This window comes from Pectobacterium odoriferum, from assembly GCF_009931295.1.
GTDB lineage: Bacteria > Pseudomonadota > Gammaproteobacteria > Enterobacterales > Enterobacteriaceae > Pectobacterium > Pectobacterium odoriferum.
In genome coordinates this window covers 1,094,543-1,109,543 of the sequence record NZ_CP034938.1, presented here as the reverse complement: position 1 = coordinate 1,109,543, position 15,001 = coordinate 1,094,543, and the positions used below count along the sequence as shown (strand labels likewise).

13 protein-coding genes are annotated in these 15,001 nt (G+C 50.0%); all 13 read right to left on the bottom strand.

Annotation, left to right across the window (positions count from 1 at the left end; all coding sequences use genetic code 11):
- Positions 1-56: 56 nt before the first annotated feature.
- Positions 57-1,223: a type II secretion system F family protein gene (locus tag EO763_RS04880; RefSeq protein WP_161528266.1), complete on the bottom strand. Its 1,167-nt coding sequence runs from the start codon at positions 1,221-1,223 to the stop codon at positions 57-59.
- Positions 1,224-1,225: 2 nt separating this feature from the next.
- Positions 1,226-2,785 carry an ATPase, T2SS/T4P/T4SS family gene (locus tag EO763_RS04875; protein ID WP_161528265.1) on the bottom strand — a complete coding sequence of 520 codons (1,560 nt, stop codon included), beginning with the start codon at positions 2,783-2,785 and terminating at the stop codon, positions 1,226-1,228.
- On the bottom strand, positions 2,785-3,294 hold the full coding sequence (pilP, locus tag EO763_RS04870) for a type IV pilus biogenesis protein PilP (protein WP_102118379.1): 510 nt from the start codon (positions 3,292-3,294) through the stop codon (positions 2,785-2,787). Before pilP ends, EO763_RS04875 begins: the two co-directional genes overlap by 1 nt.
- On the bottom strand, positions 3,291-4,589 hold the full coding sequence (gene pilO2 / locus EO763_RS04865; RefSeq protein WP_161528264.1) for a type 4b pilus protein PilO2: 1,299 nt from the start codon (positions 4,587-4,589) through the stop codon (positions 3,291-3,293). The genes pilP and pilO2 overlap by 4 nt, the downstream gene beginning before the upstream one ends.
- A gap of 10 nt (positions 4,590-4,599) precedes the next feature.
- A complete protein-coding gene (gene pilN / locus EO763_RS04860) occupies positions 4,600-6,261 on the bottom strand; it encodes a PilN family type IVB pilus formation outer membrane protein (protein WP_161528263.1) in 1,662 nt (553 codons plus the stop codon).
- Between the two features lie 9 nt (positions 6,262-6,270).
- Positions 6,271-6,717, bottom strand: a complete 447-nt coding sequence (locus tag EO763_RS04855) for a type IV pilus biogenesis protein PilM (RefSeq protein WP_161528262.1) — start codon at positions 6,715-6,717, stop codon at positions 6,271-6,273.
- A complete protein-coding gene (pilL2, locus tag EO763_RS04850) occupies positions 6,717-8,060 on the bottom strand; it encodes a PFGI-1 class ICE element type IV pilus protein PilL2 (RefSeq protein WP_161528261.1) in 1,344 nt (447 codons plus the stop codon). The genes EO763_RS04855 and pilL2 overlap by 1 nt, the downstream gene beginning before the upstream one ends.
- Before the next feature lie 150 nt (positions 8,061-8,210).
- Positions 8,211-8,648, bottom strand: a complete 438-nt coding sequence (locus EO763_RS04845) for a DUF29 domain-containing protein (protein ID WP_161528260.1) — start codon at positions 8,646-8,648, stop codon at positions 8,211-8,213.
- 71 nt (positions 8,649-8,719) lie between these two features.
- Positions 8,720-9,310, bottom strand: coding sequence for a hypothetical protein (locus EO763_RS04840; protein WP_161528259.1), 591 nt, complete (start codon positions 9,308-9,310; stop codon positions 8,720-8,722).
- Positions 9,311-9,413: 103 nt separating this feature from the next.
- Positions 9,414-9,962 (bottom strand): single-stranded DNA-binding protein, encoded by a 549-nt coding sequence (locus tag EO763_RS04835; protein WP_161528258.1) that lies wholly within the window; start codon positions 9,960-9,962, stop codon positions 9,414-9,416.
- Between the two features lie 64 nt (positions 9,963-10,026).
- The gene (locus EO763_RS04830; protein ID WP_161528257.1) at positions 10,027-10,518 is read right to left on the bottom strand and encodes an STY4534 family ICE replication protein; all 492 of its coding nucleotides are present in this window, start codon (positions 10,516-10,518) and stop codon (positions 10,027-10,029) included.
- An 847-nt stretch (positions 10,519-11,365) separates the two neighbouring features.
- Positions 11,366-13,396, bottom strand: a complete 2,031-nt coding sequence (locus EO763_RS04825; RefSeq protein ID WP_161528256.1) for a DNA topoisomerase III — start codon at positions 13,394-13,396, stop codon at positions 11,366-11,368.
- Positions 13,396-14,190, bottom strand: coding sequence for a PFL_4669 family integrating conjugative element protein (locus EO763_RS04820; RefSeq protein WP_116167169.1), 795 nt, complete (start codon positions 14,188-14,190; stop codon positions 13,396-13,398). Before EO763_RS04820 ends, EO763_RS04825 begins: the two co-directional genes overlap by 1 nt.
- Positions 14,191-15,001: the final 811 nt, after the last annotated feature.

Below are 15,001 nucleotides of genomic sequence, written 5' to 3'. Positions count from 1 at the left end.
TCAATAACCTCTTGATAAATAACTAGCGTTAAAAAAATATAATGTAGTGATACGGGTCAGAACCCTTGAGAACTCAAGGTCATCGTCAGCCCGACCACAGCGAACATGACGTAAATCAGAAAAGCGCCGATCGCTCCCCCCAGGCCAAAGGTCAGCCAGTTACTCAGTGACCGAATACGCTCCAGTGCGACGGGCATTTGCTCCTGTCCCCAGTCATTGAGCACATCAGCAATATCCCGACTGGATCCCGCACGACTGAGAAAAATGGCGCTTTCTCTGGAGGGGAAGTTATAACCACTTTCATAGAGCGCGAGCCCCAGATTGCGGCCGCTGCGCACACGAAAAGCCGCAGCATCAAGGCGTGCAACCAACCATGGCGAGGCGTGCTTACTGAGCGTATTCAGGACGTCCAGCGGCAACATGCCCGCCTTCAGCAACGAACCGGCACTGAGCATAAATAGCGCCCCTTGCAAGGTGGAGTAGATCGACCAGGGAGGAATAAACTCAAGAAAGCGGCGACGGATAACGCCCCCACGCTTCGGAATAGTGCGGATAATGCGGAAAGTGATCATACCGATAACAAAACACAGAACGGCTCCGTGCTCTTGTATCCCGTGGCTGACACTGTTCAATATGATGATATGCAACGTCCAGCGCTCCTCTGGGATCAGCTTGGACATTGCTGGCAACAGATGTTGTGATACGCCGTAGAGTATCCCGGGTACAGAGCACAGAACCAGGCCCATCTGGCCCAATGCAGGGACCATCGCACTGCGTATTTGCTGAATATATTTAAGCAGGCTGATAGATTGGGCTAATGCCTCAGACATATTGCCCGAGACATTACCCACCCGAAAAAGCACAGCTTCTAGTGGCGAGCACCAGGCTGCCAGAACATCTTCCGGTGTCGCTATCTGATCGCGGGGGCCGGGCAGATTCATCTCCCCGAATGTGCGTTTGCTAACCGCATCGCTCAATTGCTGGCACAGCAGGCTACCGCGATTACGCCGTTTTCCGTTATCGCTGTAGATATCCCGCATAATGTCGAAAATTTCTGCCGGCGGCATCCCCATTCGCCAGAATGTACGCACCATCTGCCAGAAACGAATACGCTCCGTCAGCCAGAAGGTTCTACGCATAACCGGTGACCAGCTCACAGAGAGGATCAGAAAAATCCCCAGGACCAGCAGCACACAGAAAAGGCCTATCAGCAATGTCACCATGACTAGGCACACTCCCTGAAATCACGGTCTTCATCCGGATCCATGTGCTCAGTGGCCATCACCAGGTCTGTCTGACCTTCCAGCAGCAGACGCCGTAAATGCTGCCCACGGCTAAATCCGCCCGCCTGAAGCCAGCGCCGACGAGCGGCAAAACTCCCCTCTTCAAGCCAGCTTTTCATGATAAGACGATCGGGACGCACGATTTCAGCCACGATGGTTCGTCCACTGATCCCCTGATTAATCGCCGTTCCCAGCAACTCCTTCGTACAATGTTTGCAGCCGTCAGGGTTACGAAAACGCAACTGCTTAATCTCATCCGCATTAAACATGCGTCTGGCCAGTGCCTGATGAGACAGGGGAATTAGTTCGCGTTTAAGAGCCTCTGACCACGGCAATGAGCAGGACGGGCAGAGCGTATTCACCAACGACTGTGCAATCAGCCCCCGAAAATACGTCGGGTTCGCCAGCTCACGCGCATCAATTCCCCAGTTACGCATGCGGGTCAGTGCATCAAGCGGATAGGTACAGTGGAGCCCAAACCAGCCAGGGTGGCCACTGACGGACGTTTCCAATGCAGCGTATGCTGATGCGTAGTCGCGGGCTTCTCCGGTATAGATACCATCCGGGTCAAGACGCATGGACATCACCACACTGCCCGCCCAAGCTTCTCCCGCCTGATGCAGACTGAGATTGTCGGTATTAACGGCACACTGCACTGCGCCCAAAATCAGCCCTTCAATCGGCGCTTCCTGGGTTTGTAGACTGACCTGTCCGTTGTTTCTGGCCAGCCATCGACTGGCAAGTACCCTCTGCGTCGTGGATTTACCCGACCCGGTCGTCCCACACAGACCGATAAGTCCCTGTGATGTCAGCTCAATTTCTTCCACCGCCGCTTCATGCTCCGGCTGATAGCCTAAGCTTTGCAGCGTTCGGGTACGCCCACGATCGTCTTCAATCAGGCGCATCACCGCAAAAACACCACCATCGTCAGTCGGACGATGGCTATAGCGGGCTGCATACAAATTCATATCCGCCAGAAATTCAGGTTTAACACGACCATCCTGAGCAACACGCGGGTTGTAGCCCTGAGATTTGGTGTCACACATACTTTCCACCATAGTCGACAGCAGCGTTCCTCCCTCTTCAAAATCCGGTTCACGAATGGTGTACAACAACCCATTGATCCGGGTACGGATCCGGCTTCCCTGGCGACGGTCGAGATGTACGTGAATATCAGAAGCACTCATCGAGATGACGTCGCGAAACATCCGACGCACCTCGCGCTGCGCCCCACTGATCCCAGCCTCCACATCATGCGTATTGGCAAGTCCCACCTGACCCAGTTCACTTTTCATCACGAATTCAGGCGGCAATGGCTTCAGCCCGGCCCGGCGCAATCCGGCAAACCAGCTGATGAATTCCGGCTCCTTACTAATTTCCCGGTTAATGCGCACACTCACAGACTCGTTATCAAGACGAATGAGCTCAATGTCATCACGGTATGGCTCTGGAACGCGGCAGGCCAAATCTGCATCAGCTGATTGATGGTTATCCGTTTTCATTACTGCGCTACCCCTGTCTGGATCATCTGTCCGTTGCTAAGTTCGACACCGCGTGAAGTGATGCTTTTCACGCGATGCTCACTGCCTGGCCAGGTATCGCCTGGCTGAAGTACGATACGCCGACCGTTAAACTCGGCAGCCGCGCGCAGCGTTCTGTTTTCACTCCATATCTCTTTCAACCGCGCAGCCGTAATAGCCAGGCTTACCCCGGCGCCTTTGCTCGCAGTCCCAAGCCCAACACCTGGTGTAGCTGAAGGCAGTAACATATCGGGCCGGTTCTTCAGCGTTTGCCCCTTCAACCGACTTTCCGCCAGTGCGTTCTGCGCGTCCTGACGAGCCTGCTGTGTTTTTATCAAATCAATTTCCAGCTCGACAGCTCTCAGCGTCCTGACTGTCACTTCATCAGAAACCAGGACGTCCCCTGAGGGAACAGGACTAATTTCCGTCATATCAGAAGCCAATACCGATGCGGTAAACAGCAACGGAAATAGGGAAAAAACTTTCATCATGGTGTATTTCCTTCTGGTGCAACGCTGTTCTGGGCACGGCTGTACGCCGTTCCATCCCATGACCAGGTCAATGACCGCCCCTCAACCTTCAGTCCAACACGCGTCAGACGGAGTCCCACCGCAGACAAACCTGCCAGCTGAAAGGAAGGGGCTAAGCGAGAGGTATGAGAAAAGGCAAATGCGCTCCAGTCCTGAATCCACTCGACCGTTTCATCCACCGGAGTTGATGTTGGCGGAACATTCTGGAGTGACGGAGGGATCCCCCGGGACTGAAAGAAACTCAGCAAAAGTCGACGGTGAGTTTCACTGTCAATCACGTGATCGTCACCGCCACTGGGCAGCGCAGGATAGGAGAATGCCACCTGCGCGTTATCCCCACTCTCATCGATAAAGACAACCGGTGAGCCTGGAAGAGACTGCACAGCCTGAATCAGGCGGTTGACCGTCGCCAGTCGATTGTTCTTATCCCGTACCCATGCGGTCATAACGCCATCAGCCCGGCAGTCGGCAGAGGACAATGGCCAAAAACCCAGATCCAGAGGAAGCGCATCCAGCTTACGTTCGCAGACCGTTAGCAAAGTCTGAGCCGATGGTTGCATCACCCATGGATGGGGTAATACACGTTTTTCTTTTTGAGAAAGCTCACTGCCCCCTGCAGCCATCGCAGCCAGCTTTGCTTTTGCCGCCTGGGCCTGACGAGCAGACCAGTTCTGCCAATACTGCACGCCCCACATCCCTGCAATGCTGACCGCAAACAGCACCGGCACACTAATCAATAACGTACGTTGTATTCTGGCGGGACACGTCAATCGATAACGTGCAGGCCAGTCGCGACGACGCAAAGGCAGGATATCAGCGGGTACCGCAGGCGCATCCGGCGTGGAGGCCACATGCCATCCCGCTTCCGGCGCAAGCGTGAGGTTAATAAATTCATTTGTGATGGCGAACATATCGTCGCGCGTACCGCAGATGTCGCCGTTAAGCGCAGGAACACCGTGAATAGTCGCTAAAAAAACATATTCATCGTCACCGAGTTGGACAACGCCATACCCGTTTTCCCCCGTCCAGTTCGTCGCAAGTGCGGCAAGTGACCACAACCGACCGGGCCTCCATGGGCAAGCGCCCGTGACCGCTGACGCACCAGAATGAATATCGGAAGCTGGATTGCGCCGACGAACAGGGTTGAGCTTCAGGGATAACATATCGCGCCCAAACCGCTGGACACTTTTCTCTGCTGTCGGCTCCCAGCGCAATCCTGCGACTAACCCACCATTCTCATGAGGTACAGTAATCACATCGCCGCCCTCACATCAGAACTGGCGTAACGGCGATGATCAGGGTGACATCATCCGTTTCACTTGATTTACCACCGCCGGCGACGGTGACATCAGGATCGAATGCACCCTCCCGAGATGTAGTCAGATTGCGCGAGTTATAACCACTGACGATCAGCGTCTGGCCTGGCTTCAGATTAACCCTCTCACTTAAGCTGCGTACGGTGGTATACGGCATCTCCATTTTGGTTCTGCCATCTTCAGATGACTCTTTGCGTAACTGTGCCGGATCGGAGTGGCTGAAGTTAAATTGCAGTTGAATATCGCCTTCATCACGGATATCAGGCAATAGTGTCATCTGTGTCCCCGTAGTGATGCTTCCGGGTTCCATGTCCGTCGTGGCATAATTTTCGGACACGGTTGTTTTCTGGTTTCGCAGGTAAACCATCTGGCCCGCAATCTGAAACGGTGCAGGAACCAAATTAGTCGTCGTTGCCTCATGAGCCATCACAACAGACACCTTGCCTTGCGACTCTAATGCCCGGAACAACGCCGTCGTGCCTGCAAATTTTCCATCAATAACATTGATACCTGCGGATGAAATTGCAGTAGTGGCCGTTGGCGTCCCCGCCAACGTTAAGCCAAATCGATCGAGACGATTAGCAACAACAGACCAGTCCAGTGACGTCTGGCTTGAACCTTTGCGCTGAACCGAATAGACGCTAACCATAAGCTTGACCATCCGATTCATACGCACATTCAGGTTGTCGATATAGCCCTCAACTCTGTCCAGTACCTGGGGAACATCTGTTACAACAAGTTCGCCCGTTGAGCCAGAGAGGTGCCAGTTCCCCGATGGACTGATCATCGACTTAATGGATTGACCGATGTCATTATGAATTTTGCTTTCCAGCTTAACGCTAGTGCTCTGTCCTGAATTCTGGCTGCCGCTTACCGAGCTATTATCACCTCCGGCCGTCGAGCTACTAGTGCCGGTCAAGTTGGAATTCATGGATGTTTCAGCGTTGAGAACCTTTAATCGGTAAGTTCGCGTGTCCAGGTAATACAGCACCACCTGATTGTTTTCGAATTTCCAGTTAAGCCCCGTACGCGATGTAATTTGATCCAGAGCTCCACCGAGAGGCTCACCTTCCCAGCTGATATCAGTAATCAGTCCCGCACCGATATTCGGTGAAAATGACGAGGTAGACGTCACCCCACCAATACTGGCAAGCGCGGGACGCCCTCCTTCATCCGGACGAGGAAGTGCACCCTGGATAGCGCGTGTCGGCCCCGCCCCCTGCGATGCAGAACCCCCGGACAGCGCACTCATAGCATCAGGCGTTATCACAACCGGGAACCCGCAACTGCGGGTAATACGCTGGCCAACTTCATACAGAGACAAGCTGCCATCAATAATCAAGGTCAGGCTGCATGGCGGTAACTTGACCTGTTGCGCCCGTGCACTGACACGAATAGGGCGGGGATTGACCCAGGGCTCGTCAACCCAGACAAGTGAAGGAGAGGAAGGCTGTGTGCGAGATAATCCATGTAACTGCTCAGCCGTTCGGATATCCCGTTCTGCTTGCTCATCTGCACCTCTAAACCCGTTGGTAGCACAACCATTCAGGATAGAAACGAGCAATGCCAGCGCAACGTTCCGGTATGTAAAATGAGGGGTAAATTGTGACATCGTCTTCTCTTAGTTGATGTATACCAAAGAACCTTCCGTGACGCCGGCAGGCAATGGAACGGGCCAGGGAGCGGGGTCAACAAGAGTATTCACACGCCCTTCGTTGATACGAGCCAGCAGCCGTGAGTCGCGTGATAATTCACGTAACACCCTGGCCATACCTGGCTTTTCTTTTGCCCACACGAAAACTCGTCCGTTATATTCGGTGCAGTAAATGTCTGGGTTATCTTCCAAACCAGGGATTGAAAGCAGATTCGAAGGACGGTTCCCGGGACATAAGGACAGGACATTTCCCCCCAGAGCTTTTAACCTTCCTAGCGTGTTGGCTGTCTGAAGCATTTGGCGTGCCGTAGAAGTTTCTATGACCGTATCCACCGACAAATCACCAGTAGAGCGTGCCCCCTGGTATCCGCCAACCAGGACTAACAACGCCATTAACACCAACATGCCTTGCATCAGTTCAGCCCTGTTCTTAGGGGTTTATCAGAGACCACAACAACACACTGGCTGCGGTTAGCGAGGCCATAGAGCGGGGTATCCACTTTCCCATCCACCCTTTCTGGTCCATATAAATAAAAAATGCGGTTCACAAATGCATCGAAACTGCCATGAATAACCAGGCGAGGCGGCAAGGGATAATCGACATTGATCGGCCAAACCACAGCCCATTTTCCGCCATAGGGGCAATCGACTGAGGAAGCCTTTCGCGTCAAAAACTCACGTAATGTGGTGGTATCGGGATCGGCTTTCCAGACTGGTGTAATAACAGGTGCGGGCTTGGGTTCAGAAGCCACAACAGGAGAAGCTACTGGCGTCGGGACCACAGGTGCAACTACTGCCGGGCTCGTCTTAGACGACGTCAAAAGCAACTTTGCCGTTTCATCTTTTTTTGGCGGCTGCGCGACAGGAGCCGGCGGCAATGCTGTCGTCGGTGCCGGGATTGATTTTGCAGCTGGAGCTGGAGCGACTGAGGATTTTACAGGTGATGGCAGCGCAGACAACGGGGCTGTTTGGGCGGCAGCAGAAGGTTTCGATATGGCGGCAGAAGCGACCGGCTTGTTCACAGAAACAGGTACCCCCGTAGCCAATACCGAAGGTTTACTCTCTGTCGCTGTCGGCGAAAGCGTTGTCAGGGTTGGTACAGGTAAGGGTTGGCTGTCCGGTTTTAACATGCCTGACTTCGTCTGCGCCCCTGGGTTCGTAAAAGGATTTCCGGAAGTGCGAGGCGGGACAGAAATGGCCGATTTAACGGGGGAAGGAGACAATGATGCAGAAGCGGCCGGTGCAAACGAACGATATTCATCACGCAGAAGAAAGCAGACTTCACGATTCACATCGTCAACGCGTAGCCGCCACGCGGGCCCCGCAACTATCTGCAACGCTTCACTGAGACGAACCGGACCGATATTGCGCTGGACACCTGGCAAAGATCGACCAAGCAGCTCAGAAAACGTTGATGACGTTGAGGGGCACAGCGAATAGCCAGACTCTAACAACAAATAACGAAATCCATCCCCGACGCTACGCACCAGTTGCGGCGGCATCGTGATGTCGATCATTTGGTTGAGTGGATCGCGTTGTGAATCTGCAGGGCGAGTGCTGACCAGTGTGTAACGGTCATAACGCACGACTTCAGGTGAACGATTTTGATAAATATCGTTCGTCCTTGGCTGCACAGCCGGGCGGGAAACTGAAGAGGTTGTTTGTTGTGCGCACCCAACTACCAGCATTGCAGCAGAAAGGCATGCCAGCGTCGTCGTTGCTGGCGTATTTCGAGGGTGCCGCATAGGTCTTGTCATCAGTCTCCACCGTGTTTAAGAGAAATCTCAAAATCAGGTGGTTATTCTGCCGACAAGCCCGGACTGAACAACGCTAAACTAAAAACGTGCTCAGAAAAGAAAAACGCTGACCGAAGCCAGCGTTAGTGCCCTATTACTACAGGGGATCAGTTAATTTGGCCAAAACTCAGAATACAACACATCATCTACCGTCCAGATTTGCTCGTCCGGTAAGTTTTCCAGCTGTGTTTCCGATGCTGCAATGGCCACGGCTTTAGACCAGATCACATCATACCAATCAGGGTCATTCAGTTTGGTTTTCAGGCTCGGAGACTCTTTCAGCGCGTATGCCACATCTTTACGCTGCGCTTTGATCGTCTTTTCCCAGCTCGAACCACGACGTTCCGGTTGATATTTCCATTTCAGTAAGTGAGCAATCAAGACAGCCATGCGGCTTGCCAGCTCCCGTTGTTCGCTCTTACCCACGTCTGCAATCTCCTCCGCGATATTCTCGCAGTCGATCTCTGAAAATTTACCGGAGCGTAAAAGTTCCGCCTGCTCATTAGACCAGGCGACAACATCAGTCTCGTATCGAGTATGAGTAGTCATTTTACCCCCGAAGGATCACAGAAAAAGTAAGTGTTTTACTCAGTCTGTCATGTAAGAAAGTACCCGTCAATTTAGCTAACAAGAGCGAGAACTTCTGGATGCTGTCGCCAACGCCGATCAGCATCAGCATCAGCAAGCAATAGACTGTTTGCCTTATCCCTCATTCGTTCGGCGGTCGAATAATTATCCCATGATGCTTCAATCGCCGCTTCTTTGCGGAGTTCCTCACATTGGGAATACAACTGTTTCGCCTCAACATCACTAGAAACTGGCTTAGTCCACTGAATGCCATCCCCAGCAAAGACACCGCCGAGAACCAGCTTTCCGAATCTATCTAGAATTCTGATCTGGCTAGGATAAAAACTTTGTGGCCCACAATCATGCCCAAGGTCGGGATCATAGTAATCAGCATCTTCATCACGAAATGGCCAGCTATCATCGCGATAAATGACCGTTAATCGATCAATAATCTCTGCGATAGTGGCGCCGCCAGAGATTTGAAGTGATTCAGTTCGGTAAAAGGAACCATAGCTCCGATCATCTTCCAGGTACTCAACACTGCCCATAACGTCAGCGGTGAACTGCCTATTGAAGATGTCTTCGCGTAGCGAAATACCTGGTTCATAGGGTGTATGAAAAAAAGAAGGTATATTGTTGATCATAAATTCGGTTCTCCTGATTGATTAGGAGAACTTTCCCGCGGGGAAATTCTCCCGCAAGGAAAGGTAAATAAGAAAAGCGCCAGAAAAAACCTGGCGCATGAGATTAAGATACGGCATAAATCGCTTTACGACATACGCCATAGCCAAACCCCAGAAACGGTATGTCGTCGTCAAAATCCATCGGCGGTTCATTGCCAGCTGGACGTTGAGACTGAGGGGTACCACTGTGTGCCGGTGCTGCTGGCTGCTGAGGTTTTCCCCATGAAGTGTTGGCCGCACTTTGGTTGTTGCTTCCCCCGTTAGGACGAGAACCTAACATCTGCATCGTACCGCTAACGTTAACGACAATTTCTGTCGTATAGCGTTCGACGCCAGCTTGGTCGGCCCATTTACGAGTCTGTAATGATCCCTCAATGTAAACCTGAGAACCTTTGCGAAGATATTCGCCAGCAACTTCAGCGAGTTTTCCAAAAAGCACAACACGGTGCCATTCAGTCTTCTCTTTCTGTTCACCGCTCTGCTTATCCCGCCAAGTCTCGGAAGTCGCTAATGTCATGTTGGCAACTGCACCACCATTCGGCAAATAGCGAATTTCAGGATCTTGACCGAGATGGCCAACTAAAATAACTTTGTTAACACCACGTGAAGCCATAATCTTTCTCCTTTTACATTGAAAAACACCCCGCGAGCGGGGTGTCTATAATGAGTACCTGATATCAGAATGAATTATTCGCATAGGATTTAGCCGCAGCGGCACCATTATTCTGAGGAGGCACAGAGTCAGATTTTTCAGCTTTATAAACCTGTTTTTGGCCTACTTTAATCCAGTCAACCTTAATCAATCGGGCCTTCTGGCTAACACGCTGTTCACCGGCATGATCACCGGATTTTAATGTAAAAATATCAGCAGAGAGATTACTCAATGTGAATCCAATCAGGACCTTCTGATCCTCATCAGACGCCTTTTGACAGCGCGAAATAAGGTCAGTGGCTTCCTTACCAACAACGGTAACATCAAAACGAACATAGTTCGCTTTATCTGCCGGACCACTTAATGCGTTAATGACACAACTCAGGAATGGTCCTGACGTGCCAGTAACTTGACGAATATTACTGACGTATCCCAATCCATTAATCAGAAGATTAAAATATTCTGATTTGCCAGTTTGAGAATTTTTTTGAGCTTGGTTGTTGTTATTTGCAGACATAATGTATTTCTCCATGGAATGTTAATTTATTCGACGGAAAGAACATATCCCTTGAGGGAATTGTTTTTCCCGTCAAGGGTCAGGATCAGCTGTTATCCTGACTTGTCTGGTTAGTAAAATCGGACCTTCATCACCACGCTCGCAACGGCGTTCAAACTACCTGGTGATATCTGCTTCCAAAGGCTGGCAGATTTACCACACGCAACTGAGCGTGTTCTTCCTTACAGGCTACAGAAGTGTTCTTTTGTGACTACCCGAAAGCGATCCTCACAAGTCACCGGATCATTGGTGGTCATCGAAGATGACGAGTAAGCACGGTCATTTTTAAATCACTGAACAATATCGTCAAACCTAAATTGTTTACGTGTCAGTGAAAATAAAAACGGCACCCGAGATGGATGCCGTGGGAGGAACAACAGTTTGTAAGAACGCCTGACCGATGTGACTGGTTCAGCGGCAATTTAATGCCTATTCGCCCCTGTTCGACGCTGGGAGCGTCTGGCTCGGACTGTTCTCGCCATGGCTGAAAAGCCCATACAAAGTAGCAGTTATAGGATGAAAATTAACGGAAAAACCATTTACTACGCTGCATAAATAAAAACGGTGTCGGTTTTATCCGACACCGTCTAGTGGGGTGTACCAGATCCCTGAGGTCTTCAACGTGGCTCCGAGGAAGTTTCCCGACGCGCTTTTCACGGAGGGTATGCGTCTTACAGATCGACTAGTGTGCGGTAGCCATCTGCTGGGCTCTTAGCGTTCAGTTCCCCGTAAGAACATCACACTACGTCGTAGCCTGCGAGGTACGAATTGCATCAAAGCGGAATTACAATATCAAAAATACCACTTGTCAGGTAACCGGTTTATTCTTAATTTTTACTGTCCTTTTACCTGATTTACTTTTTGTTTTTGCTCCTTCACTTACAACACCTTTGCAAAGGGGATACTTTATACATCCCCAAAATATTCCATTGGTACCTTTTATTCTTTGAGTAATACCGCCACATGTTGGGCATGGAGGAGTAACGGGGGGCGTTAGTGAAATTGTTTGCTGTTTGCCCTTTTCAACTAAGATTCGTGTCCATTCTGTCTGGCGCTGCATGAAAACTTCAAGAGAGAGTTTGCCCTGATATATATCTTCCAAAGACTGTTCCCACAACGCAGTCATACCAGGACTGGTTAACGTCTCTGGTAGGGCTGACACCAGTTCTCTGGCCATTAGGGTCGAATGAATATAGGATCCTTTTTTCTCCAGATAATTCCGTTTAAACAGTGTTTCAATGATTCCGCCACGTGTTGCCTCCGTCCCCAAGCCAGCATTCTCACGTAGTACCTTTTTTAACTCAGGATCAGTAACAAAACTTGCCGCATTTTCCATCGCTGCAATGAGCGTTCCGTCAGTGAAATGAGATGGTGGCTTAGTCTGCAGAGACTTAACCTCTGCCCCTTTTACCTGACATAAATCATTTTGACTTAATTTGGGTAACTCACCACCGCCGTTATCATCCTGCTCCTTAGTGGCTACACTAACTTCTTTCTCGTCGACAAAAAGAGCCTTCCAGCCGAGAACAACACTAATACGTCCCCGGGTCCGAAATAGTTGTCCGCCGATATTAAACGTTGCCTCGGTTACATCAGATTCCTGAAGCGGAAAAAATTGCGCCAAGTAATGTTGCCGAATGAGAGAATAAACCTTTGATTCATCCTCCGATAATTTCGCGATATCAAAGGATTGCCTGGTAGGAATAATGGCATGGTGCGCAGTTATTTTTTTATCATTCCAGACGCGGGAAATAAATGAGCGATCAGCTCTTTGCACAGCAGAGGCTACCACAGGATCGGATTGCACAATCGCAGAAAGGACTTCATCAATCTCTGTTTTCATTGATTCTGGCAGATACCCGCAATCCGTTCTAGGGTACGTTGTTGCTTTATGTGTTTCGTAGAGTGCTTGCGCGATACTCAGTACCTGATTTGCCCCCATCCCCCATTTACGAGAACAAACTTGTTGAAGAGCGCTTAAGCTAAAACATAAAGGTGCAGGGGTCCTATCTCGCTTCATCGTGACATCAAGTACCACGGCCGTTTCAGTATTTCGGCACAGTTGCTCTACTGCCAATGCTGCGTTCTGCTGTATACATCGATGCTCACTATCACAATAACCAGCGGCTGGGATCCAGATTGCAGTAAACCGAATCCCATCTTTCTCTAACTCAGCCCAAACTTTCCAGTAGGGCTTTGGCACAAAACTATCGATTTCAAGATCGCGGCGAACCACGAGTGCCATCGTTGGCGTTTGCACTCGTCCGATAGACAATACATCACGTCGCCCAAAACCTTTATCACGAGCCTTTAAGGTATAAAGGCGGGTCAGATTCATGCCAATCAACCAATCCGCTTTACTGCGTCCCATTCCTGCGTAATAAAGGCGAACCGTTTTTTCCCCGGGCAACAAATTGTCTAACCCCTTCCGGATACTAGCGTCGTCGAGCGCACTCAACCACAAGCGTTTTACATTTCCAGTAAAATGGCAGTAATCCAGTAACTCTCTGGCCAGAACCTCCCCCTCCCGATCTGCATCCGACGCAATAACAACGTCGTCCGCCTGCTTCAGCAAACGACTAACGACAGAGAATTGCTCCGACGTATCTTTCTTTACAAGAAGCTTCCACTGTGAAGGGAGCATTGGCAGAGAATCAAGGCTCCATTGAGCAAATTCATCGCCGTATGACTCAGGATTAGCCAGCTCCAGAAGGTGACCAATAGCCCACGTAATTGTAATGTCCTTACCAAAAAGAAATCCTTTACCACGCTGAGTTATTCCCATAACTTTCGCGATGTCTTTGGCCTGAGAAGGTTTTTCACATAAAAATAAACGCATTACGCCCCCCCGATTGGAGAAAGCCGTGCAGAAAAAGAAGAACGCACTTTCCCAGACATAATGTCTGCATCAGGCTCGCCGTAAAGCTCAATGGCTTTCAGGCCTGCTGGCGTTTTGGTGAGAATATCATTGCGGGTAACAGCAACAGCACGGTAATTCTGCACGATGCTGTATATCTGTCTGATCGCATATCCTCCCTTATCCAAGTATTGATCGCGAGTTGCACGAGAAATAAGACCATAGTGGAAAGCCTGAAATACCTTCATCGCTAATTGGTCATAGCCGACCAATAGCCAGACACAGCGATATCCAAGCGGAGAACTGCTATAAACACCGATATTTAGTGGTGAAACAGACACAACGTCGGTTAGCGTTATTGATACAGGGATAGATTTCAGGATCTCCGATATCTCTTGAACCACTTGCTGAACTTTATCTGTCGATATTTCAATAGCATCTTCCAACTTAACCAGCAGTGCATCAGCATAAGGGTTATCGGCAACTGATGCCTGATATGCCTGACCGGCCCGTGATATCACTTGCGGCATGCTAAAAATATGGCGAGGGGGCCGTTGTGAATTCACATCGGCTGTCGCCGTTTGCTCTTTGCGGCGTCCGTCCCATAACCTGATGGCATAATGAGTATGGAGATCGAGAGTTAAAGATGATTTCAATGCACCGGAACGGGATTCTCGTTCACGGGTAGGCTGAGTGGTTGGAGATGAGGCTGTCGGCTCTGGGAAAGCAGGCTCCTGCTGAGTATCCTTATTCACACCGTTTTCTGTATCTGACATCGCTAACTCCTGGTTCTGACCTGAAATATTTCTGATTTGGGATAGAAATATTCAGGGCAAAGGAGCTATCAGCTCAATTCAAAACCAGTTTTGAGAAAACGTAAATATAAATGTGCCGGGACGGGAAGAGCACACACGTACCACCAAAAACCCAACTCGCCCAGCCAAACTATTATATAAACTTTCACATTCATATAACATCGTCTAAAACTATCATGTAATGATTGTTTTTTAATCGCTGTTGCAAGGCTGCAACACCGCTTAATATTCAACCAATCCAGCGTGAGCCACCAAAAATACCTCACGTCGGCACCCGAATTCACATTGTGGTCATTTTTTAATCGCTGCTGCCAGTGGCAGCACTGACTAACATTTAACCAATTTGGTGTGAACTACCAAAAAACACCTCACATCGGCATCTGAATTCACATTATGGTCGTTTTTTAATCGCTGTTGGCAGTGCCAACAGCGATTAATATTTAACCAATCGGGTGTGAACTACCAAAAAACTCCTCACGTCGGCACCTGAATTCACATTGTGGTCGTTTTTTAATCGCTGCTGGCAGTGCCAGCACTGACTAATATTTAACCAATCCAGCGCGAGCCACCAAAAATACCTCACGCCGGCACCCGAACTCACATTGTGATTATTTTTTAATCGCTGCTGCCCGGGGCAGCACTGAGTAATATTTAACCAATCCAGCGTGAGCTACCAAAAAATACCTCATATCGGCACCCGAATTCACACTGTGCTCATTTTTTAATCGCTGCTGCAGGGCTGCAGCACCGCCTAATATTTAACCAGTGTAGT

Excerpts from the sequence above, each read along its gene's own strand:
- pilN (WP_161528263.1), bottom strand. The coding sequence starts at position 6,261 with ATGTCACAATTTACCCCTCATTTTACATACCGGAACGTTGCGCTGGCA.
- EO763_RS04880 (WP_161528266.1), bottom strand. The coding sequence starts at position 1,223 with ATGGTGACATTGCTGATAGGCCTTTTCTGTGTGCTGCTGGTCCTGGGG.
- EO763_RS04835 (WP_161528258.1), bottom strand. The coding sequence starts at position 9,962 with ATGGCTTCACGTGGTGTTAACAAAGTTATTTTAGTTGGCCATCTCGGT.
- EO763_RS04830 (WP_161528257.1), bottom strand. The coding sequence starts at position 10,518 with ATGTCTGCAAATAACAACAACCAAGCTCAAAAAAATTCTCAAACTGGC.
- pilP (WP_102118379.1), bottom strand. The coding sequence starts at position 3,294 with ATGATGAAAGTTTTTTCCCTATTTCCGTTGCTGTTTACCGCATCGGTA.
- EO763_RS04825 (WP_161528256.1), bottom strand. The coding sequence starts at position 13,396 with ATGCGTTTATTTTTATGTGAAAAACCTTCTCAGGCCAAAGACATCGCG.
- EO763_RS04845 (WP_161528260.1), bottom strand. The coding sequence starts at position 8,648 with ATGACTACTCATACTCGATACGAGACTGATGTTGTCGCCTGGTCTAAT.
- EO763_RS04855 (WP_161528262.1), bottom strand. The coding sequence starts at position 6,717 with ATGCAAGGCATGTTGGTGTTAATGGCGTTGTTAGTCCTGGTTGGCGGA.
- EO763_RS04875 (WP_161528265.1), bottom strand. The coding sequence starts at position 2,785 with ATGAAAACGGATAACCATCAATCAGCTGATGCAGATTTGGCCTGCCGC.
- pilL2 (WP_161528261.1), bottom strand. The coding sequence starts at position 8,060 with ATGACAAGACCTATGCGGCACCCTCGAAATACGCCAGCAACGACGACG.
- EO763_RS04840 (WP_161528259.1), bottom strand. The coding sequence starts at position 9,310 with ATGATCAACAATATACCTTCTTTTTTTCATACACCCTATGAACCAGGT.
- EO763_RS04820 (WP_116167169.1), bottom strand. The coding sequence starts at position 14,190 with ATGTCAGATACAGAAAACGGTGTGAATAAGGATACTCAGCAGGAGCCT.